This is a genomic window from Pseudomonas cichorii (genome assembly GCF_015471405.1).
Classification (GTDB): Bacteria; Pseudomonadota; Gammaproteobacteria; order Pseudomonadales; family Pseudomonadaceae; genus Aquipseudomonas; species Aquipseudomonas serbiensis.
Window position 1 is genome coordinate 33697 of the sequence record NZ_BLVZ01000016.1, and the last position, 20933, is coordinate 54629.

Annotated in this window: 24 protein-coding genes and 3 pseudogenes; 14 read left to right on the top strand and 13 right to left on the bottom strand. The window is 54.5% G+C overall.

The window, feature by feature from the left end; all coding sequences use genetic code 11:
- Positions 1 to 118: 118 nt before the first annotated feature.
- Complete coding sequence (gene fecA / locus JL015_RS22550) at positions 119 to 2467, top strand: TonB-dependent Fe(3+) dicitrate receptor FecA (protein ID WP_201020010.1); 2349 nt, start codon at positions 119 to 121, stop codon at positions 2465 to 2467.
- A gap of 244 nt (positions 2468 to 2711) precedes the next feature.
- On the top strand, positions 2712 to 3140 hold the full coding sequence (locus JL015_RS22555; RefSeq protein WP_025258680.1) for an HPF/RaiA family ribosome-associated protein: 429 nt from the start codon (positions 2712 to 2714) through the stop codon (positions 3138 to 3140).
- A 66-nt stretch (positions 3141 to 3206) separates the two neighbouring features.
- Here the strand turns inward: JL015_RS22555 and JL015_RS22560 are convergent, their stop codons facing one another.
- Together JL015_RS22560 and JL015_RS22565 are read right to left on the bottom strand one after the other, a co-directional pair.
- On the bottom strand, positions 3207 to 4166 hold the full coding sequence (locus tag JL015_RS22560) for a FecR family protein (protein ID WP_201020011.1): 960 nt from the start codon (positions 4164 to 4166) through the stop codon (positions 3207 to 3209).
- The gene (locus JL015_RS22565; protein ID WP_201020012.1) at positions 4163 to 4711 is read right to left on the bottom strand and encodes a sigma-70 family RNA polymerase sigma factor; all 549 of its coding nucleotides are present in this window, start codon (positions 4709 to 4711) and stop codon (positions 4163 to 4165) included. The genes JL015_RS22560 and JL015_RS22565 overlap by 4 nt, the downstream gene beginning before the upstream one ends.
- 164 nt (positions 4712 to 4875) lie before the next feature.
- Here JL015_RS22565 and JL015_RS22570 point away from each other — a divergent pair, with 164 nt between their 5' ends.
- Positions 4876 to 5208, top strand: coding sequence for a DUF3509 domain-containing protein (locus JL015_RS22570; protein WP_025258677.1), 333 nt, complete (start codon positions 4876 to 4878; stop codon positions 5206 to 5208).
- A gap of 338 nt (positions 5209 to 5546) precedes the next feature.
- Positions 5547 to 5759 carry a DUF6124 family protein gene (locus JL015_RS22575; protein WP_095067161.1) on the top strand — a complete coding sequence of 71 codons (213 nt, stop codon included), beginning with the start codon at positions 5547 to 5549 and terminating at the stop codon, positions 5757 to 5759.
- Positions 5760 to 5881: 122 nt separating this feature from the next.
- Here the strand turns inward: JL015_RS22575 and JL015_RS22580 are convergent.
- Together JL015_RS22580 and JL015_RS22585 are read right to left on the bottom strand one after the other, a co-directional pair.
- A pseudogene (locus JL015_RS22580) lies at positions 5882 to 6070 on the bottom strand (phosphate-starvation-inducible protein PsiE); the annotation flags it as partial.
- Positions 6059 to 6193: pseudogene (locus JL015_RS22585) on the bottom strand (IS5/IS1182 family transposase); the annotation flags it as partial. The pseudogenes JL015_RS22580 and JL015_RS22585, both read right to left, overlap by 12 nt.
- A 383-nt stretch (positions 6194 to 6576) precedes the next feature.
- Between JL015_RS22585 and JL015_RS22590 the strand changes: the two are divergent.
- The 3 genes from JL015_RS22590 to JL015_RS22600 are packed head-to-tail and all read left to right on the top strand — an operon-like array spanning position 6577 to position 8652.
- The gene (locus JL015_RS22590; RefSeq protein WP_201020013.1) at positions 6577 to 7419 is read left to right on the top strand and encodes a ParA family protein; all 843 of its coding nucleotides are present in this window, start codon (positions 6577 to 6579) and stop codon (positions 7417 to 7419) included.
- 4 nt (positions 7420 to 7423) lie between these two features.
- Positions 7424 to 7921: a hypothetical protein gene (locus JL015_RS22595; RefSeq protein WP_201020014.1), complete on the top strand. Its 498-nt coding sequence runs from the start codon at positions 7424 to 7426 to the stop codon at positions 7919 to 7921.
- Positions 7918 to 8652, top strand: coding sequence for a hypothetical protein (locus tag JL015_RS22600; protein ID WP_201020015.1), 735 nt, complete (start codon positions 7918 to 7920; stop codon positions 8650 to 8652). The genes JL015_RS22595 and JL015_RS22600 overlap by 4 nt, the downstream gene beginning before the upstream one ends.
- 272 nt (positions 8653 to 8924) lie before the next feature.
- On the opposite strand, the gene JL015_RS22605 is transcribed toward JL015_RS22600, so the two are convergent.
- Together JL015_RS22605 and JL015_RS22610 are read right to left on the bottom strand one after the other, a co-directional pair.
- On the bottom strand, positions 8925 to 9368 hold the full coding sequence (locus JL015_RS22605; RefSeq protein ID WP_201020016.1) for a phosphate-starvation-inducible protein PsiE: 444 nt from the start codon (positions 9366 to 9368) through the stop codon (positions 8925 to 8927).
- 153 nt (positions 9369 to 9521) lie between these two features.
- A pseudogene (locus tag JL015_RS22610) lies at positions 9522 to 9758 on the bottom strand (phosphate-starvation-inducible protein PsiE); the annotation flags it as partial.
- Between the two features lie 258 nt (positions 9759 to 10016).
- Between JL015_RS22610 and JL015_RS22615 the strand changes: the two are divergent.
- A complete protein-coding gene (locus JL015_RS22615; RefSeq protein ID WP_025258668.1) occupies positions 10017 to 10286 on the top strand; it encodes a YebG family protein in 270 nt (89 codons plus the stop codon).
- 76 nt (positions 10287 to 10362) lie between these two features.
- Here the strand turns inward: JL015_RS22615 and JL015_RS22620 are convergent, their stop codons facing one another.
- The 4 genes from JL015_RS22620 to JL015_RS22635 all read right to left on the bottom strand — a co-directional run bounded on the left by JL015_RS22620 (position 10363) and on the right by JL015_RS22635 (position 14675).
- Complete coding sequence (locus tag JL015_RS22620; RefSeq protein ID WP_201006597.1) at positions 10363 to 11466, bottom strand: dihydrolipoamide acetyltransferase family protein; 1104 nt, start codon at positions 11464 to 11466, stop codon at positions 10363 to 10365.
- Between the two features lie 18 nt (positions 11467 to 11484).
- Entirely contained in the window at positions 11485 to 12471 is a 987-nt protein-coding gene (locus JL015_RS22625; RefSeq protein ID WP_025258666.1) for an alpha-ketoacid dehydrogenase subunit beta, read from the bottom strand.
- The gene (gene pdhA / locus JL015_RS22630; protein ID WP_201020017.1) at positions 12461 to 13558 is read right to left on the bottom strand and encodes a pyruvate dehydrogenase (acetyl-transferring) E1 component subunit alpha; all 1098 of its coding nucleotides are present in this window, start codon (positions 13556 to 13558) and stop codon (positions 12461 to 12463) included. Before pdhA ends, JL015_RS22625 begins: the two co-directional genes overlap by 11 nt.
- Positions 13559 to 13652: 94 nt before the next feature.
- Positions 13653 to 14675 (bottom strand): Leu/Phe/Val dehydrogenase, encoded by a 1023-nt coding sequence (locus tag JL015_RS22635; RefSeq protein WP_201020018.1) that lies wholly within the window; start codon positions 14673 to 14675, stop codon positions 13653 to 13655.
- 167 nt (positions 14676 to 14842) lie between these two features.
- On the opposite strand from JL015_RS22635, the gene JL015_RS22640 reads away from it, so the two are divergent.
- Positions 14843 to 15646 (top strand): SirB1 family protein, encoded by an 804-nt coding sequence (locus tag JL015_RS22640; protein WP_201020019.1) that lies wholly within the window; start codon positions 14843 to 14845, stop codon positions 15644 to 15646.
- Between the two features lie 18 nt (positions 15647 to 15664).
- On the opposite strand, the gene JL015_RS22645 is transcribed toward JL015_RS22640, so the two are convergent.
- The gene (locus JL015_RS22645) at positions 15665 to 16225 is read right to left on the bottom strand and encodes a hypothetical protein (protein WP_201020020.1); all 561 of its coding nucleotides are present in this window, start codon (positions 16223 to 16225) and stop codon (positions 15665 to 15667) included.
- Between the two features lie 197 nt (positions 16226 to 16422).
- Entirely contained in the window at positions 16423 to 16875 is a 453-nt protein-coding gene (locus tag JL015_RS22650; RefSeq protein ID WP_201006592.1) for a flavodoxin, read from the bottom strand.
- A gap of 204 nt (positions 16876 to 17079) precedes the next feature.
- Here JL015_RS22650 and JL015_RS22655 point away from each other — a divergent pair, with 204 nt between their 5' ends.
- From JL015_RS22655 to JL015_RS22675, 5 genes are all read left to right on the top strand, one after another.
- Complete coding sequence (locus JL015_RS22655; RefSeq protein ID WP_201020021.1) at positions 17080 to 17685, top strand: hypothetical protein; 606 nt, start codon at positions 17080 to 17082, stop codon at positions 17683 to 17685.
- 138 nt (positions 17686 to 17823) lie between these two features.
- Positions 17824 to 18393, top strand: a complete 570-nt coding sequence (locus JL015_RS22660) for an antibiotic biosynthesis monooxygenase (protein WP_201020022.1) — start codon at positions 17824 to 17826, stop codon at positions 18391 to 18393.
- Between the two features lie 125 nt (positions 18394 to 18518).
- The gene (gene folM, locus JL015_RS22665) at positions 18519 to 19217 is read left to right on the top strand and encodes a dihydromonapterin reductase (RefSeq protein ID WP_201020023.1); all 699 of its coding nucleotides are present in this window, start codon (positions 18519 to 18521) and stop codon (positions 19215 to 19217) included.
- A gap of 40 nt (positions 19218 to 19257) precedes the next feature.
- The gene (locus tag JL015_RS22670; RefSeq protein ID WP_025258657.1) at positions 19258 to 19554 is read left to right on the top strand and encodes a DUF1244 domain-containing protein; all 297 of its coding nucleotides are present in this window, start codon (positions 19258 to 19260) and stop codon (positions 19552 to 19554) included.
- Positions 19547 to 19888 carry a HopJ type III effector protein gene (locus JL015_RS22675; protein ID WP_201020024.1) on the top strand — a complete coding sequence of 114 codons (342 nt, stop codon included), beginning with the start codon at positions 19547 to 19549 and terminating at the stop codon, positions 19886 to 19888. Before JL015_RS22670 ends, JL015_RS22675 begins: the two co-directional genes overlap by 8 nt.
- Before the next feature lie 65 nt (positions 19889 to 19953).
- Here the strand turns inward: JL015_RS22675 and trxB are convergent, their stop codons facing one another.
- Positions 19954 to 20916, bottom strand: a complete 963-nt coding sequence (gene trxB, locus JL015_RS22680; RefSeq protein ID WP_201020025.1) for a thioredoxin-disulfide reductase — start codon at positions 20914 to 20916, stop codon at positions 19954 to 19956.
- Positions 20917 to 20933 lie beyond the last annotated feature (17 nt).

Genomic DNA, 20933 nt, shown 5'->3' on the forward strand with positions numbered 1-20933 from the left:
ATTCATTCGCGAAAAACCCCGCCACAAAATTTTTTTCAAATCCGGTGAGCCGTTTTCAACCGCTCGCGTGACAGACAGGGAAAGCAACTCTAATCCTCCAGATCAAAGGACTCCCTGCATGTCGACCCGATCGCCCCAACTGTCACCACTGGTTCGCACCTTGCGGCATATCATTTTCGGCGCGAGCCTGTCGTTCGGCGGTCTGTCGCTGGCGCATGCCGAAGAAGCCAGGGCTTATCACATTGCCCCAAGCGAACTCGAAACCGCGCTGAACCAGTTTGGGCGGGAAGCAGGTGTGCTGATTTCCTATGGCTCGCAAGTCACCAGCGGCCTGAAAAGCCGCGGGCTGGAAGGTCAATACACAGCCGAGCAAGGCCTGGCCGCCTTGCTGGAAGGCACAGGCCTGCAAGCTCAGGCCGATGGCAATAACGGCTTTACCCTGCAGCCGGTCAGGACGGCGGACAGCGGGCCTGTCGAGCTGGGCGCATCGACCATTGTCGGCGACTGGCTGGGTGAAGCTCAGCAGACCAACGTATTCGAGCATCCCGGTGCCCGTGACGTGATTCGTCGTGAAGAATTCGAGCGTAACGGCTCAACCAACGCCCGCGAAGTGCTCAACCGCATCCCCGGCGTCAATGCGCCGGACAATAACGGCACCGGCAGCCACGACCTGGCGCTGAACTTCGGCATTCGCGGCCTCAACCCGCGCCTGGCGTCGCGCTCCACGGTCTTGATGGATGGCATCCCGGTGCCGTTCGCGCCTTACGGCCAACCTCAGTTGTCCCTTGCTCCGATCAGTCTGGGCAACATGGATGCCGTGGACGTGGTGCGTGGCGGCGGTGCCGTGCGCTATGGCCCGCAGAACGTCGGCGGGATCGTCAACTTCGTGACCCGCGCCATCCCGGATGCGCCCACCATGAAAGGTTCTGTGCAGACCGAAATCAGCCCGTCTTCCAGCCAGGACGGCTTCAAGAAAACCGGCAACCTGTTGCTCGGCGGTACTGCTGAAAATGGCCTGGGCGGCGCGATTCTGTATTCCGGCGTGCGCGGCAGCGACTGGCGCGAGCACAGCGATACCCAGATCGACGACCTGATCCTCAAGGGCAAATACCAGATCGACGACGCCAACAGCCTCAACGCCATGGCGCAGTATTACGAAGGCGAAGCCGAGATGCCCGGCGGCCTGAGTGTCGCGGACTACGATGCCGACCCGTACCAATCGACGCGCCTGAAAGACAAATTCTGGGGCCGTCGCACCCTGGCCAACTTCGGCTATCGCTACGAGCAGGACGCCCGGGTTTTCACCGCCAACACCTTCTTCACCAAGACCCTGCGCAGCGGGTATCTGGAACAGGGCAACATCGTGACCCTGTCGCCACGCGAGTACTGGGTACGTGGCTTTGAAACCCGTTTTTCCCAAGGCTTCGCACTGGGCGAGAGCTGGCATGAAGTGGGTATCGGCTATCGCTACATCAACGAATCCGGCCATGAAGTGCGCTACAACGAAACAACTGCGTCACAAATCATGCCCAGCACGTCGAGCACGCAAGACCGCGACACCCGTGGTTACACCGATGCCAAGGCGTTCTACATCGATGACCGCATCGATATCGGCAAGTGGACCATCACGCCCGGCATTCGCTACGAGATGATCGACACGGCGCAGTCCAACAACCAGACCAACGTCAAATACCAGGGCGACTACAACACCGCACTGCCGGCCTTGAACGTGCTTTACCACGTGACAGACACCTGGAACCTGTACGCCAACACCGAGGGCTCGTTCGGCAGCGTGCAGTACAGCCAGATGCCTAACCGCGTCAACGGCGGCGAGGTCCAACCGGAAAAGGCGCGTACCTGGGAACTGGGCACCCGCTATGACAATGGCGTGCTGCGCGCAGAGCTCGGTGCATTCCTGATCAACTTCGATAACCAGTACGACACCAATCAGACCGACAACCGGATCATCGCTCGCGGCGAAACCCGCCATCAGGGGATCGAGAGCAGTATCAACTATGCCTTGAGCGACCTGAGCCCGGCGCTGGATGCCTACGAGGTTTACGCCAGCTATGCGTATGTGGATGCAACCATCCGCGAAGACGGCCCGAACAAAGGCAATCGTGTGCCCTTCTCGTCCAGACACAAAGGCACCTTGGGCGTGAGGTACACCGAAGGCCCGTGGAAGCTGAACCTGGACAGCTCGTTCCAGAGCGACCAGTTCGCCGACAACGCCAACACCGTGGCAGAAAGCGCCAGCGGCAACACCGGCAGAATTCCCGGCTACATGCTGTTCAGCACCCGCGCCGGCTATGACTTCGGCCCGAAACTGTCGGACCTGAACGTGGCGGTGGGCGTGAAAAACATCTTCAACCGCGAATACTTCACCCGCTCATTCGACGACAACAACCGCGGCAAATACGTGGGTGAGCCACGCACGGTGTATGTGCAGACGTCTGTGGCGTTTTAAGGGGGCAGATTCATTCGCGAATGAATTCGCTCCTACAGCGCGTAGGAGCGACTTCAGTCGCGAAGAGAGTGAATGAGAACACATTGCATTCAAACAATATTTTTGCTGCGAAATATTTCTTCCATTTAGGGGTTGAATTGTTGGCTCATTGGCGCCAACACTGTGCTTGAGCGCAAACAAAATCGAGCTCCGACAGAAATCGATCAATGAGCCTCACACGAGCAAGCCCTAATAAGGATTAACTATGCAAATCCAGGTCAATAGCGATAATCACATCGAAAGCAGTATCCGACTGGAGGAGTGGGTTCGTACCACCATTGAAAGCACGCTCGAACGCTACGACGAATACGTAACCCGCGTCGAAGTTCACCTCAGCGATGAAAACGGCGAAAAACCAGGTCCGCATGACATCCGCTGCCAGATAGAAGCCCGTCCAAAAGGACACCAACCGATTTCCGTCACCCAAAAGGCCGATACAGTGGATCAGGCCGTTGATGGTGCAGCCGCAAAACTCGATCACGCCCTTGAGCACCTGTTGGGCAAACTGCGCAGCAAACGTGGCGGCGCACCACTGCCCCAAGATCAGGATGAAGATTCGGTCAGTCCGGACGCCCTGCTGGAGGAAGAATTCCTTGAGAAAGAACTGGAAAAGGAAGTCGCTCGACTGGGCTGATTTCCACTCTCTGACACATTGATCGCGTAACCAAGGGCGGCCCTGAAAAGAGCCGCCCTTTCTGTTTCAGCGCAGCGGCTTCACCACAATCAGCAAGTCAGTGAAACGCTCGATACGGATCGGCAGATTATCGCTCAGCGTGGCAAGCGCAGCATCGGTGTCATCCAGCCGGAACAGGCCGGAAACCCGCATTCCTTCCAGCTCTTTCGAGTCGAAATGCACCAGGCCGTGTCGATAACCGGCCAGCGTTTGCAACACCTCGCCCAGTGGCCGGTCATCGACCTTGAGCAAGCCGCGTGTCCATGCCGCCGGGTCGCTGTTGCCTATCGAACGGGGCAACTGCACGCTTCCGTCCTTGAGCAAGGCCTGCTGGCCAGTCGCAACTTTCACGACATCTGCACTGTTGGCCCTGGCCGCAATGGCAGACTCCAGCACGCTGACCGTGGTCCCTTCAGGGCCACGACGCACCAGAAAACGAGTCCCCAATGCGGTGATGGTGCCTTGATCGGTGCGCACCACAAAGGGGCGCTGTGCATCCTTGGCAACCTGAACCCACAGTTCACCGCGCAGCAGCTCAAGCTCGCGTTGCCGTCCGTCGAATTTTACATCCAGCGCCGAATCACTATTGAGTTGCACTTCACTGCCATCGGAAAGTAGAAACTCACGACGCTCTCCGACATTCGTGTGCTGATCGGCCATCCAGATCGGCATGCGCTCGACGCTCATCCAGCCGCCCATCAAAACGCCCAGCAGCGCAACGACCTGCAACCCTCGAAAAGAGGCTTTTACCCCCGAATGCGGGAATGTCTGACGCAATGCGAGCCGGGCCGGTTCGCCCGGCAAGTCATCGAAACTGCCCCATAAAGACTGCATGCGTGCCAGCGCCAGAGCATGTCGGGGATCGGCTTCACACCAGCTATCGAAGGCCTGGCGATCAGCCGTGCTGACAGCCTCGTCATTGACCAGCGCAAGCCAGGACGCCGCTTCGCTGATCATCCGTTCGCTGGGTTCGTGCTCATTGCTCACGAGAGATGGCCCGAACCGTGCAGTGTCTTGTAGCAATGCACCATCACGCTGGCCATGTATTGTTTGACCATGCTGGAGGAGACACCCAATTGAATGGCTATTTCGCTGTAAGTCAGACCCTCAAGGCGGTGCAGCAAAAATGCCTGGCGCGGCCTGGGAGGCAAGCCGTCGAGCATTTGAGCGATTCGCTCCAGCATCTGCAACGCGACATGAATGGCTTCGGGGTTCGGAGTACAGGCGTCGTCGGCATGCAGCGCCAGCGCATCCAGATAGGCCCGCTCGATCTTGCGACGCCGGGTGCCATCGATCAGCAAGCGCGTCGCGGTAGTGGCAAGAAACGCTCGCGGCTCCTTGAGGTTGAGCGGTTCGGCCAGCATCAGGATACGCACGAAAGCGTCCTGGGCCAGATCCGCAGCACGTTGCGAGCAGCCAATCTTTTTTCGCAGCCAATTGTGCAACCAAAGGTGGTGGTCACTATACAGCTCTGTCATTTGCTGCCGCCGACTAGACATGAGGTCGTCATCAACTGCGGAAAAGTCGCGCATGCGTCAATGCTTCTCAAACACGAAAAATTATCATTAACGCGAAAGATGACAGCAAAACCTGCCATCAGCAAGCACAAGAGAAATCTTGCCGATGGTCAGCCACTGAGAACTAAAGGGACTAATACCCGGTCAACTTATGCAGTACACATAGACAGGTAGACGATATGGATAATCCTTTTCAGATGATCACCGATACCTTTCATCCCGATTACCGGGTGAATCTGAGCATCCAGGGACTGGATGGCAGCATCATGCTGACACTGTCGAACGAAAAGGGCGTAGTCGCCAAGCGCCTGATCAGCGCCGCCCAACGCAACGACCCCGAACGCTTGCGCCGCCTCATAGAAAGCGTGCAATTCGGCATCGCCATTGAGCGAGGCGACAGCGCCCTGAAAATCCTCACCGCCATGACCGATGGCGTCACCCTCAGCCAGCTGCCGATTCTTACGGGCGGTCACTGGCGACCAGATCGCCATGAGCAGACGGCGGGCATTTAAGGTCCTCTGTGTTACTTACGCTAACGAAAATGCCCTGATTGCAGGGCATTTCTTACGGACTTCTCCCTTTCATCCGCGTGAAGTTTCCTAGAAAATCCTATGCCCTTGCGTGGGCGTTTTTGGCTCTCTAGGCTGTGTCGGTCACTGCTCATCAGTGATCGGGTTTAGCAGCCTGGGGATGACTAGCCACGCAAGAAACGTCCTTATGGCGGCTTTGCGTGGGGCACCTTCGGGTGCGCCGGTTTTGGCTAGTTTCCCCGGTCTGCTAACCCGCGACAAAGCCGCCACCCTCAATCGTTTAGCAGCGACTGTACGGTGGCCCCATGAGGAAACTGGTTATGAAAAAAGTAACGCCCGATCCACCGCCGTCTTCTCTCGAAGAATCCCTGCTATACGTCTCCGACCTGCTGCGCTGCGCAGCGGCCACCGCCTACGAATCCGGCGACAGCCTCAACGGCCCGAAACGCGATTTGGCTTTTTCAGTCGTTCACCTGATCGGCATTGCCCGAACCGAACTGGATCGGTCGTTGGAGCGGGTTGAGCCTCGGTAAGGCTGTACACCTGTCACTTGTGGGAGCGGATTCATCCGCGATGACGTCATTGAAGGCGATAAATCTTCTTCAAATGTACGAGCCTCTCGCGAATGAATTCGCTCCTACCAAATGCACTTAAATCAAACCTCCCCCTTCTCCTCCGTCACCGCCCCTTTCACATTACTGAACGGGTCCGGAATCTTCGCCGACGGGTATTTATACGACGCATAACGCACCACCAGAATCGAAATCGCCAGCAGCAGGATACCGCCGCACAGGTAGATGATCCCGATACTTGGCGGGTTGTGGTGGGAGACGTCCGAGATCTGCGCACTCAACGTCAGGCGAACGAACTGTCGCATGGGCGTGATTTTGTAAACAGCTTCTTCCATGAGCAGATCGTTCAGGGAAAACCTGCTCTGCAACGGATCAATGCGCAGCATGGTTTCCAGAAGTAAGTTTTCTGCCTGCGCATGCCAGCGTACACAAGTCGGAGAAGCTCAGTGGGCTAAGAGTCAGGCGACCATGCTTATTCCAGCCCAACTTTGGACTTACTCAGCGATTCTGTTAGGCCACCAAGGCGTTCAAGTTAACTCATTAAGAAATAAATAATAAATATAGCAGGAAGGGGTGAATAATTATGTTTTTATGCATAGCCTCACAGGGAATGTCAATCCGGCACTAGCAAAAACCTAGAACTCTTCAATAGCGTAAACAGCCAAAAAATCTAAAAAATATAACTGAGCGTAAAAAAAAACAAAAAGCACTTTTGCGCCTAACCAAAAACATGCTATAAATGTTAAAAGCTCTGTCATTACCGCAAAAGGACTTAAAGTTGAAGACCATCAGTTTCGTTAACATGAAAGGCGGCGTAGCAAAAACAACGTTAGCTGTAAATATTGCTGATTGCTTAGCTCGTAGACATGAACTTCGAGTCCTAGTAATAGACCTAGATCCACAGTTCAACGCAACACAGTGCATTATGTCTGGCACCGAATATGTACATCACTTGCAGAGCAATGGGCATACAATTATTCACTTGTATGACGACTCCCCTCACCCAGTAGTTGGAGCCGTAAAAGGTGCGAAATTGTCAGAGATAGTTACTGTTGACAAAATCACACCGATTGAAACAAAAGAAAACCTGCATCTTCTACCCGGGGCTCTTGAACTATACCGTCTAGAAATGACAAGCGGTCAAGGAAGAGAGTTCCGGCTAAAAAACTATGTTGATTTCTTAAAAGAAAATGATTTATACGACATCGTTATTATTGATACTCCACCTACGCCATCCGCATGGATGTCCTCTGCGTTAATAGCATCTGATTACTATTTAGTCCCGGTAAAAGCTGAACCCTTATCAGCTACCGGCATAGACTTACTCCGCTCGGTGATCAGCAGAGTCAGTTCAAACTATGGACTCCGACTGGAATGTGCTGGAGTTGTATTCACAATAGCCGAAGAACATACCGTTGTATTTAAGGAAGCAAAAACATTCGTGGATACATCTAGCCTCTGGAAAGGAAAACGCTTCACCAAACACCTCCCCAAGAGGACGGCTGTTGCCAGAGCACAAGGACACCAAGGTTTTATTTTAGACATGCAAGACACTGACTTAAAGCGTGCAATTACACAAATATCTGCTGAGCTTTTAAGTAGACTAGAGATGGAGGAATAAAATCATGCTATCGAAAAGCGAAATAAATAGAGCCAAACGTTTCGTAGAAGAATTATCTTGGCTGATGGAAAGCTATAACAAGGTAGATTTAAAATCACTAAGCAAGATAATTGAGGAGCTTCCTACAGACTCATCTACTCCCCATCTCACATCTCAAAAATCTGAGCAGGCACGTCCAAAGATTAACTTTCTTACCGGCGTATTGCCTAGTCTTTTCATGGACCCACACCTATTTAAAAGCAATGAAGAAATTTCAGAGTTTGCCAGTTCAATCCTGGGAATAAATGTTCTTAGATATCATAAAAAATCACGCTTTGAAATAATCGGCCATATTGTCTGTGAGACGATAAGTCTTGATGACAAAGGGCTTGATCGCGTAACACGAGCGCTATCAATACTTTCAACTGATGAGCATAAGAGAAAGCAAGTGGCACATAAAAAAACTGAAGGCTTTTTTGGGTGGAACGATGTTATACAAGAATTGAGTGGTGAACAGCCGTGACACGCGAAATCCAGCAAGATTTTGAAGCAGTAAAATCCTTTATCTCGGCGTACACGCTACAACCATTACTTAACGATGCAGAAGCAATGAAAAAGATCAGCTCATCGCACGCAAAATATTACGCAGTATTAACGCTATTCCACGAACTAAAACATACTCCCCCGAAAGTACCATTTCAGCATAAAGACGATAAAACATCAGACCATTTGGAGAGTATGTTTTGGCTATATCTCGAGGAAACCATTTCCGAACTAGGCAGCACTTTATTCCTGATATCCAATGGCTTTTACAAAGCTGCAGGATTGGTCTTAAGAAGTTCTCTAGAGAACTTCTTCAAACTATCTGCATCCTTTCATCACGCGGAAATTTATACAACTAAAAGCACCTACGAGGTGATTGAGCTAGCCAAAAAATCTAAAATATTTGAAAGCACTAATGGCGCTAAAATCTTCAACTCCTTACACTCATCATACGTAGAACTTTGCAAAGCAGTTCATACTGCCACGATCGAAGATATGCAAACCGTATCAGCACTAGGTCACTTCCCACACATCGACAAAGTAAAACTAGACAAACTTTCCACTCATTACACATCAATAACATCTAAATTCACTGACTCACTTTGCCTATTGTTTAAAGATACTTTTCATAAAATCCACTTCAAAAATAGAGATATCATTCAAGCAGGCCTATCAAAACCTACACTGAGGGCAATTTATACAAACGTATAGCACCTACTTTATCAGCAACAGCCACCGCACATAGAATGAGAGTTAGCAGTCCAACCAAACTTTATTTAGAGCAACCATAAAAATTATTTCTCAATTACATATCACCCCATATTACTTAACACCACTCCTAAAAATCGAATTTTTTATAAATAGCAGAGAGCCACATGATCTAGCCACACCAAGCTAATTAATAGCTATTTCATAGGACTCCCCTCCATATTTATAATATACGTTGTGAGTATCAGCCCCCCCCTAAAGCACACCAACTCAACTCACTCCGCTCTTTCTTTAACCGAAGGATATTTTGAGGACGAATATCTAACCACCAAAATTGAAAATGCCAGCAAAAGCACACCACCACATACATAAAGAATTCCAACATCAGCTTTATGGTGTGACACGTCGCTAATCAAAAGTCTTATCAGTGCTGTGACGCCGATATAAAGCAAAAATCTCAGGGGCATATGATTCGTTTTAAAATATATTCCAGTCATCGCCAGCAACTCTAGATATATAAAAAGCAAAAGAATATCATCTACGCTAATTTTATCCTGCTGAAGCATTTCAGCGAACGTTGAAATCCCTGCCCACATCGTAATAACGCCAATGCCAAATAGTGCTAAATAATGAAATGATTCAACTCCCAGATTACCTAAACTATTAGCCGCAGCGTGCAGTTTTCTACGTAAACTTTCAGCCCATTTTACTTCTGTCATTTATTAAACGCCTTCTACAAACAAAAAAATCAAAAATGAACATAAGAGTTCATAGTAAGAAGAGGGGCATGCACACTACACCACGACAGTCCTAGGTCTCATGAACGGCTGGCATTCGCGATGAGAAATATTAGTCACGTAGACCTTCTTCCAGAAGTAAATCCCCGTCATCGCACCCAGTTCCAGGTAGATGAACAGCAGCAGGATGTCATCGACCGTGATGTTGCCCTTCTCGACCATCCCCAGAAAGGCGACGACCGATGCCCAGGCAGTGATGGCGCCGATGGCGAACAGTGCCAGGAAGTGGAAGCTCTCCACGCAGAGATTCCCCAGCGATTCGGCCTGCGAATGCACTTTTTGCCGCATCTTTTCTGCCCATTTGTTTCCCATGACGCTCTACCTCTGAACCTGAATTTTTACCAACCGGATGATGCTGTATGCACATGACACTCTGCACTGCTGCTTTTTAAAGCAGGAACAGGGCCATAGGCTATGGTTGAGAGCGCGACGGGTTGTCGCAAGGCACACCGGGCAGACAAAAAATGTGTTTTAAGGCCACTATTCAAGGGAAGCGGATTGGCTTATGCTAACCACTGTACAAAAATACAGTATTCATTAAATTTATCGCAAGGGCATGTGAGGTAGTGAATGGCCGTCGAAGTGGTATACCGCAGCAGCCGAGATCTGGAGCGTTTGTTCATGGATAAAGCCGAAGCTGATCGTCATGACAAGATGCTTGAACTCGCTGAGTTGCTGGCAACAGTGTTGAACAAGGCCGTGCCGTCGCTGACGGAAGCCCAGGTTGAAGAAGCCGGGATTTACATGGCGAAAAACCGCGATATCTTCGCCCGCGCCTTCAAGAGCCAGCCGGATGCCTTGAATGAGTTGCTGAGTGAAACCGAAGCTGAAACCGAGTGAATCGGGGGTTCGTGAATGAATTCGATCCGTGTAGGAGCGAATTCATTCGCGAAAGATGCAACCTGTTACACCTCCATCACTCCGGCTTCTCCAGCTCATCCACCAGCGCCTTGAAGAAGCGCGCCGCCTCGCCTCCCGTTACGGCCCGATGATCGAAGGTCAGTGACAGCGGCAGGATCGGGTGGATAACAACCTCTCCGTTCATGGCCACCGGCTCTTCACGAATCCCACCTGCACCAATGATTGCGACTTGCGGCGGCACGACGATCGGGTTGGCGTAGCGCCCGAACAAGGTGCCGAAGTTGGACAGGGTGATGGTTGCGCCCATCATTTCCTGCGGCGGGATGGAGCGGGCTTTTACGTCGGCTCGCAATCGGCTCATGCCCTCTTTCAGGTCAGCCGCCGTTCGGTTGCCCACATCGCGCAGCACCGGTACGAACAAGCCATCGGGTGTGTCTACAGCGATGCCAAGGTTGAGGGTTTCATGCTGCTTGATCGACAGGGATTTGCCGTCGAACCAGCTATTGAGCACCGGTTCCACCTTGCAGGCTTCGGCCATGGCCTTGCCCAAGCGGATCAATGGATCACGGGCCTGCGCCCAGCGATGCAAATCAGCATCACCAAAGATGGTCACCGGCACCACTTCGGCATGGGACTTGGCCATGTTCAGCGCCATGCTGCGCCGCACACCGCGCAAGCGCTGGCCGCCAAAGCGGTCGCGTTCGATCTGTGCCGCCCGTTCGACATCGGCGCGAGTGATCAGGCCGTTATTGCCTGAGCCAGCCAGGGCATTCAATTCCACACCCAGTTGCCGGGCCAGTTGGCGCACTGCGGGCGTGGCTTTTACGGACAGATGTTCACGGGTCGAAGGCGCTGCACCGACACAGAACTGATCGTCCTGGCTGCCACCACCTTCAAGGCGTCCAACTACGGTGCCCGCATCGCCCTCGCCTTCAAAGGCCATCAGGGGTTCGCCCACATGCAGAACATCGCCGTCGCCGCCAAACAGCTTGGCCACCACGCCGTCATAAGGTGCGGGGATATCGACGATGGCCTTGGCAGTTTCCACCGAAACCACCAGTTGATCGGCATGTACGGTGTCACCTTCCTTGACGTGCCACTGAACCACTTCCGCTTCTTGCAGACCTTCGCCCAGATCGGGCAGTTTGAAATATTTCATCGCAAGCCTCCTTGGGCATCAGGCGAAATCGAGCACGGTGTCGCAGGCATGCAGAATGTCTTCAACTGCCGGGATATAGAGCTGTTCCAGCCGGTACAACGGCGGTGGAATATCCGGGGCAGTGACACGCTGGATGGGTGCCTGCAGATCCATGAAGGCCCGCTCGTAAAGGCTGGCGGCGATTTCAGAACCGACGGCACATGAACGCGGTGCTTCGTGGATGATCACGCAGCGCCCGGTCTTGCGCACGGAGGCTTCAAGGGTGTCGAGGTCCAGGGGTTTGACGCAGGCCACATCGATGACTTCTGCCGAAACACCGCGCTCGGCCAGCGCACTGGCAGCCTGCAGGGTTTCATGCACACTGGCGCCCCAACTGATCAGGGTGATGTCGCTGCCTTCACGCAAGGTGAAGCAGCTATCCAGCGGCAAACGCTTGCCGTCATCGATAAGGGGTTGCGGGTTCATGCGATAAAGCCGGGTCGGCTCCAGGAAGATCACCGGATCGGGGTCGTCGATGGCCGCCAGCAACAATCCATAGGCGCGGGCGGGTGACGAAGGGATGACGACCCGCAAGCCTGGTACGTGAGCGAACATGGCTTCGGTGCTTTCGCTGTGATGCTCGGGAGCACGAATCCCCGCGCCCATTGGCGTGCGCAGCACCATCGGGCAGGAAAGGCGCCCACGGGTGCGATTGCGGATGCGGCTGGCGTGGGAAACCAGATGCTCCATGGCCGCATAGATGAAGCCCATGAACTGGATTTCCACCACGGGTTTCAGACCCTGAGCCGCCATACCGACCACCAGGCCACCGAGCATGGTTTCAGCCAGTGGCGAGTCGATCACGCGCTTGAAACCGAAGCTGTCACGCAGCCCCTGAGTCGCGCGGAACACGCCGCCATTCACGCCGACGTCTTCGCCCAGTACCACGACGTTTTCGTCTTCGGCCATGGCCCGGTGCATCGCCAGGTTCACAGCTTCCAGCAGACTGACTTTTTCATTGGCCATGATGATCACCTCCGGCTCGCCGTGCAGCACGTTCCATGAACCACTCATGCTGTTCCGCCAGCGCGGCGGGCCATTTGGCGTAGACGTGTTGCATGACGGACTCGGGAGACTGGGTGCCGGTGCTTTCAAATACTTCTACCGCCATTTGCACCAGGCCCTGACACTCGCTGATCAGGGTCTGCTCGCGCCCTTCGTCCCACACGCCCTGGCTGACCATATAGGATTGCAGCCGTTTGACGGGCTCTTCCAGCCAGGCCTGCTTGACCTCTTCGCCGGAACGATAGCGGGTTGCGTCGTCGGCGGTGGTGTGGTCGCCGAGTCGGTAGCTCAGGCATTCGAGCAATACCGGACCTTTACCTTTGCGCGCCCGTTCAAGGGCAATCTGAATGCGGTCGTAGACGGCGACGATGTCGTTGCCATCGACCTGCTCACCATGGAACCCCGCTCCAATGGCCTTTTGAGCCAGGGTCGGCGCGCCGCACTGAATGCGCCGGGGAACGGAAATCGCCCATTGGTTGTTGTTGACGACAAACACCACCGGCAATTGCCAGGCGCCCGCGACATTGAGGGCTTCGAGAAAGTCGCCCTTGCTGGTCGCGCCATCGCCACAGGTGGTAACAGCCACGCGATGTTCGCCTCTGATCTTGAACGCACTGGCTACACCGCAGGCATGCAAGGCCTGGGTTGCAATCGGTACGCACAGGGGAAAGTCCTGGGCCACGGCAGGTTCGGCATAGGCGCTGCCTCGTTCGTCTCCGCCCCAGTAAAGAAGGATTTCTTCCATGCGCACGCCACGCATCAGTTGCACGGCGGTGTCACGGTAATAAGGAACCAGTACGTCTTCAGGATGCATCAGGCTGCCAATGGCAACACCAATGGCTTCCTGGCCAAGGGTTGGCGCGTAGGTGCCGATGCGGCCGGTGCGTTGCAGGGCGACGGCTTTCTGGTCGAAAAGCCGGGTCAGCACCATTTGCCGGTAAAGGCGGGTCAGCAGGTTGAAATCATCGGCCCAAGGGGGAAGCTCTCCGGTCAAACGACCGTCGGGGGCCAGGTAACGGGTGTACGCAAGCTCGATCTTATTGGACATTCGCTACTCCTATCACGCGGGGTATGCGTGATGATCATGACTCGCGGCTTTTGGCTGCGAAGATCAGGTCGAAAGGCACCGGGATGGTGGGCCGTCATTCGACATTCAACAGGCGTTCTGCCAATTCATCGGCGATACACGCGGGTGAGCGCTTTTCGGCCTGAGAATGGGCATACACCTCCGTCAATCGTAGTCCGATTCGTAAAAGATGCGCGGTGATAGCGTTCTGATTTTCTCCTTTGTGTTTGAGTGCTACATAAATGAGCCCGCCGGAGTTGATGACATAGTCCGGCGCATAAAGAATACCGCGTGCTTCAAGCTGCTCCGCGACCTGCAGACTGCTCAACTGGTTATTGGCGGCACCGGCCACGGCAGCGCAACGCAGTTGCGGCACACTCTGGCAGTTCAAGGCGCTGCCCAGAGCACAAGGCGCCAGGATGTCGCAAGGCGTGCTCATCAGAGCCTCGCACGCGACAGGGTGAGCACCGAACTGCTCCATCGCCAGTTGCACCTTGCCGCTGTCCAGATCGCTGACCAACAGATCGGCACCTGCCGCATGAAGCATTTCAGCCAGGGCGTAGCCCACATGACCCAGCCCCTGAATCGCAACGCGCAAACCTTCGAGATTATCGCTGCCCAGACGCGCCATGGCCGTGGTGCGAATACCTGCGAAGACGCCCATGGCGGTATAGGGTGAAGGGTCCCCGGATTCACTGGTGCTGGTGACATGGCGGGTATGCAGGGCAATGCAGTCCATATCTTCGCTGGAAGTGCCGCTGTCCACAGCCGTGATGTAACGACCATCCAGGGTTTCAATGAAGCGGCCAAAGGATTCAAAGACAGCAGCACGACTGTAGAGGTGTGGAGGCCGCATGATCACCGCTTTCCCACCCCCCAGAGGCAAGCCGGCGAGAACCGCTTTGTAGCTCATGCTTCTTGCCAACTGGATAGCATCTTCGATGGCGCTCTCTTCATCTGGATAGGTCATATAACGACATCCACCCAGAGCTGGCCCCAGGCGGCTGCTATGAATCGCGATGACAGCCTTGAGACCTGTCTGCGGGTCGCAGACCAGATGAAGAGCTTCGGTACGTGACCGTTGCATGAGAGCAAACATTTAATAGTGCTCCCCGGTTCTTGTTAATAAAGCGAGTATAGGCGCTACCGGGGAAAGCAACTGACCATTCAGGCATATGCAAGCACCGCTGGACGAAAGCCGCAGCCAGGGTTAAAAAAGGCATGGTTGTGAGTGTTTCAGACGAACGAGCCCACACGGAGTGGCCAATGACTCCACGACAAAATTGCATGGCGTGCCTGCAACGCACACCACCCTCAGTGTTCGAGGCCGCGTTATGGATTTCGGCCGAGCATGAGCCACAGTTCTTGCCTCATCTGGCGACAGAAGAGATCAACCAGTTGCAGCGCCAGCTCAGTGCAGCGCTGCCGGTCCTGCCTGAGTCGGAACTGGCGCAGCCCTTGTTGCGGCAGCTCAACAGCCTTGGGTTCAAGCAGGACGACTGGAACCCTCCCAAGCCGGAATCGGCCCTGCTGCACAAGATCGTGCAACGCCGTCAGGGCCAGCCACTGGGTATTGCACTGATTGCGATGGAACTGGCCAGGCGCCTGAACATCACGCTGGAGGGCGTCAATTTCCCCGGGCATTTTCTGCTGCGCGTGCCGGGTGCCGATCACCTGCTGGACCCTTGCAGCGGGCGCCGGCTTTATCCCAAGGATTGCCGTGAACTGCTGGTGCGCCAATTCGGGCCGGACATGCAACTGCGGGTCGAGCACATGGCCCGTGCCACCCCCCTGGATATGTTGCAGCGCATGTCACGTAACTTGCGCCATTTGCATCTGGTCAATGACAACTTCATTGCCGCACTCAAGGATGCCGACCGGATAGTCGAACTGGGCCATGCAACCAGCCACGACCACCTGGCTCGCGCCGGCCTGTATCAGACCCTTGAATGCCCGCAGGCCGAACGCTTCGACCTGGAGCATGCACTGCTGCTGAGTAACGATCCCGTACAACGCCTCAAAGTGATGGAGAGGCTGAGTCAACTACCGCCCAACAGTGCATTTCATTGACGGCAGGGCCTGATATTTTTACTTGTCAGGCCTCGGAATCAAGGGAGGCCTTCCGAGTTTCTCTGCTTCCTTGATTTTCATCACCTCCATGCTCGTGCCGGTGGTAGCAAAGGTGTACAGGTTCTGCATGACATGGATGGCCTTGACGTAATCGGGCAGCAGAATCTGTGCATAAGGGTCGCCCATCAAGGCCTTGCTTTTCATCTCGGCAATTCGTTCGGCAAAAAACTCCAGAGCATTTATTTGCTTGTCCGGGTTTACAACTTTGCCCTTCTTGTCGAACTCGTCCCCGGTACGGCTCAAGAGCTCTGCCGTGTGATTATCGATCAACCCGCCGTTATAAAGCCTCATACCCGCCCTCGTCAGTTCCTTGGGCGTGATCTGCTCGGGATTGAAGCCCTTGAAAAGCGGCTTCATGCCTCTTTTTTCCATCACCAGCAGGCTGATGGCACCAAAGTTCGTGCTGCTGGCCTCGCTCAGGATCTGGCTGACCTGGGGCGCGTTTATCTTGGGGGCTTCTTTCTTGGGAGGTGCTTTTATAGAAAACTGTGGCAGGTTGCCAACAATAGACTTTGGCATTTGATACTCCTTATTCATCGAGTGGGCACTCTTTGAATATCGGAGCTGGGGAATATCAATTGATAGCCGGATAAAAATCCATCCGCGTCCTACATATGTAATACATATATCTTACATATCAAAAAGAAAAAGCCTTTCTTGCACTTAAAAGGCGCTGAAATGCATGAACATTCCCGCGCCAATTCAATATAAGGGTCTTACCCCAGATGCTTGATGAACTCCGCCAGCCAGGGCTCGGCATCGCTTTCCGGCGTAACGCTTTCGCTCGCATCCAGACGCAGCATTTCCTGCACTTCAACTGCGCCCAGTTCGGCGAACAACTCGCGTATCTGTTCGCCGCCGCCACAGAAAGTATCGCCATAGCTGGCATCGCCCAGGCCAATCACACCGGCGGGCAGGCCTCTCAGGAAGGCAGGCAGACTGTCACGGAGCTGTGAGTAGATGGGCAGGATATTGTCGGGCAGTTCACCCATGCCAGTCGTTGAGGTCACGGCCAGCAAGGCCTGAGGCTCGAAAGCCTGTAACTCGGCCAGTGTGATGCGCGAGTTGTGCAAGGGTTCATGGCCCGCATCGCGCAGAATCGCGCCTGCATGACGGGCAACCTCTTCGGCCGATCCATAGACCGAGCCGGAAATGATAGCGACTCTCATGACAAATCCTGTGGCAGAGTAAAAGAGTCGGACATTATGCCTTATCGATCCGCCTACTGAGATTGCATTTTGCCGCCGTAGCCTATTCCCGGGGCTCACGCAAAATTTCCCGGAAAGATTTTGAAAAAAATGACGAACGGTCAGAACAGAACAAGGAATTAACGGTCTTTCTCCTCATCGTCTACCGGTCCGTACGAGTTCATCATGCAGCCCGATTCCATCCTCACGCAGGCTGAGCTGGATTTCATCCAGAGCATGCAGCACAACCCAAGGCTCAACGTACGTGACAGTACGCGCAGCCTGATGGTGAACGGCGGCGTGCAGATCCAGAATCTGCTGACACGTCTGGCGGCCCATGAGCAGGTGACGCTCCACGCCCAGTTTGAAGATCAGCAAATGAACTTCCCTCTGCATCTGGTCGAGGATGAGTTTCATGCCTTGCATCTGGAACTCGGCACACCCAGCATCTATGAAGAAGGTCCGCGGGTCCGTCCATGGCGCCTTATCCTCGCGGAGCCACTTGCACTGGAAACCGAAAAGGGCTCGCTGACCTCACTCTGGATTCATGAGGTGTCTTTCAAGGGTGTCTTGCTTGAGTACCGCAAGCAGAGAAAATTGCCCAAGCAGTTCAGCGCCTGGTTCAATCCACTTGGAAACGCCCCGATTCCGATAAAGGGAACGCTGGAGCGCGTGACTGAAAACGGCATGGGGGCTTATCGACTGAATCAGGACAACAAGGAAGACGCGGAGCGTTTGCTTCGATACCTGCACAAGCAGCATCAACGCCTGCACCCCACCATGCACCGATAACCTCAGATAGCTTCCTACAGCGTTTTCAGGAACAATCCTTGCTTGTTTTCAAACGAAGCTGACACAGCCCCACCACCCCGGAGCCGTGTCATGTGACTTCCCTACCCGGGAATCTCACTCGTCTATCGGAGATACACAATGTCTACCCATCCCGTCACCTTGATGGTTGCACGCCGCGTTGCCCATGGCCGTTACCAGGAACTCATGACCTGGCTGCATGAAGGCGAACAACTTGCTACCGATTTTCCCGGCTATCTGGGCTCCGGTGTCCTCGCGCCGCCTCCCGGGGACGATGAATTTCAGATCATTTTCCGCTTCGCCGATGCCGAAACCATGCACGCATGGGAGCACTCAGCCTCTCGACGCTCATGGTTGGTGCGTGGAAGCGGGCTTTTTGCCCAGCCTTCGGAGCGCCGTGTCAGCGGAATCGATGGCTGGTTCGGTACGGCTAACCAACGCCCTCCGCGCTGGAAACAGGCCGTGGCCATCTGGCTGGCCTTCTTCCCCGTCTCGCTGATCTTCAATTTCCTGCTGGGGCCGTTGCTCAGTCATCTGGAACTGGCGCCACGCATCATGATCAGCACCCTGATTCTTACGCCGCTGATGGTTTACTGGTTCATTCCACTGTCTACCCACCTGCTGGCCAGTTGGCTGAACAAGATACCTTCCGCGCCTGAAGCGACAGGTAAATCGGTTGGCAGCAATTGAGATAGCGTTGTGTAAAACTCGGGTTTCAAGAGCTTGCCCGCACTCTTGGCATAACTTCAGTTATGCTTGGGCCTTTGAGTCGGGCAGGTTTTATGCTCGAAAAACCTTGAAGCCAACTGCACCGCATGAATAAAACGATCCTTGTAACCGGCGCCAGCCAACGAGTCGGCCTGGAACTTGCCATACGGTTGGCACAGGCAGGCTATAGCGTCATCAGCGTCAGCCGCACCTTGAAAGAAACCTCGCCTCATCCCGATATCGTGCAGTTTCAAGCCGATCTGGGAGTGGAGCAGGATCGTCTGGCGCTGATCGACTACATCAACTCGAACTACGATGGCCTGCGCGCAATCATCCACAACGCCTCGTTGTGGCTGGACGATAGCCTGGAAAACCTGAACACCATGTTCAAGCTCCACGTCGAAGCGCCTTACCATCTGAACCTGGCATTGGGCCAATTACTGGCCAGCCCGGAAAAAACCGACATCATCCACATATGCGATGACACCTCGTCTCGTGGCAGCAAAAGCCATATTGCCTATGCCGCCACAAAGGCCGCCCTGCAAAACATGGTGCTGTCGTTCGCCGAGAAATATGCTCCGGACATTCGTGTAAACGCGATCTTGCCGGGGCTGCTGATCCTCAAACCGGACAGCGATGAGGAATATCGACGCCAGACGCTGAAAAAAGCGCTGCTGCAATTCGAGCCTGGCGCAGAGCCCTTGATCGAAGCCGTCTTCTATTTGCTGGAAGCCCGATACACCACAGGAAGCAGTGTCGTCATCAATGGAGGTCGACACTTGAAGAAAGGGAGATCCGGTGAATGACTCATTGCCTCCCCTTGCCCCCTAGCCAACAGAGCCCATCATGACCGAGCAACAACGCCTCGAACTTGAAGCCGCCGCCTTCCGCCGTCTGGTCGCGCACCTGGACAGCCGCAAGGACGTCCAGAATATCGACCTGATGAACCTCTCCGGTTTCTGCCGCAACTGCCTGTCCAAGTGGTACAAGGCCGCTGCCGACGAGAAACAGATCGATGTCAGCCTCGATGAGGCACGCGAAGTGGTTTACGGCATGCCGTACAACGAGTGGAAAGCCCAATACCAGAAAGAAGCCAGCGCCGAACAGAAAGCGGCGTTTGCCAAGGAAACCAAGCATGACTGATCTGAACACCCTGCGTACCAGCCTCAAGAGCGGCGAACACGCCTTTGCCGATACCCTGGCATTCATTGCGGCGGGCTATGACTATCAGCCTCAAGCGTTCAAGAACGGCAGCGTCGAAAACGCAGCCGGCCAGAACGAAGGCTCGTGCAAGACACTGGGCCTGGCCCTGCTGGAAGGTTTGAGCGACGATGAAACCCTGCTGGCTTTCGGCGAGCACTACCGCTCGGTACAAGCCACGCCAGAAGGCAACGACCACGGCAATATCAGGGCATTGATCGCCCACGGCCTGGCCGGTGTGAAGTTTGAAGGTGAGCCCTTGAAGCGCAAGGGTTGATAACGCCGTAGGAGCGAATTCATTCGCGAAGATTTTCGCGGATAAATCCGCTCCTACGGGGCAGATCAGAACGAAGCGTTCGCCAGACCGTCCAGGTAACGCTCGACATCCAGTGCAGCCATGCAGCCCGCGCCGGCAGAGGTGATGGCCTGACGGTAAACGTGGTCAGCCACATCGCCCGCTGCAAACACACCTTCCACGCTGGTCGCAGTGGCATTGCCTTCACGACCACCCTGCACAACCATGTAGCCGTCTTTCAAGGCCAGTTGACCTTCAAACAGCGAAGTGTTCGGGGTATGGCCGATCGCGATGAACACACCGTCGACTTTCAGCTCGTCACTGGTGCCGTCGTTGTTCTTCAGGCGAGCACCGGTCACGCCCATGTTGTCGCCCAGCACTTCATCCAGGGTTGCGTTCAGCTTGAGTTCGATCTTGCCTTCGGCCACACGAGCGTGAAGTTTGTCGATCAGGATCTTCTCGGCACGGAAAGTCTCGCGACGGTGAACCAGAGTTACCTTGCTGGCGATATTGGCCAGATACAGCGCCTCTTCCACAGCAGTGTTACCACCACCGACCACAGCCACTTCACGGTTGCGATAGAAGAAACCATCGCAGGTGGCGCAAGCGGAAACGCCCTTGCCCATGAACGCTTCTTCCGACGGCAAGCCCAGGTAACGAGCGCTGGCGCCAGTGGCGATGATCAGAGCATCGCAGGTGTAGACCGCTCTGTCGCCAGTGAGGCTGAATGGCTTGCCAGCCAGATCCACGGAATTGATGTGGTCGAACACGATCTCGGTTTCAAAACGCTCGGCATGCTCACGCATACGCTCCATCAATGCTGGACCGGTCAGGCCATGGGGGTCGCCCGGCCAGTTATCGACTTCAGTGGTAGTGGTCAATTGACCACCAGCCTGCATGCCGGTGATCAGCAAAGGCTTGAGGTTGGCACGTGCGGCATAGACCGCAGCGCTGTAACCGGCAGGGCCGGAGCCGAGAATAATCACTCGGGAATGACGTACGTCGGACATGACACACTCCTATCGAC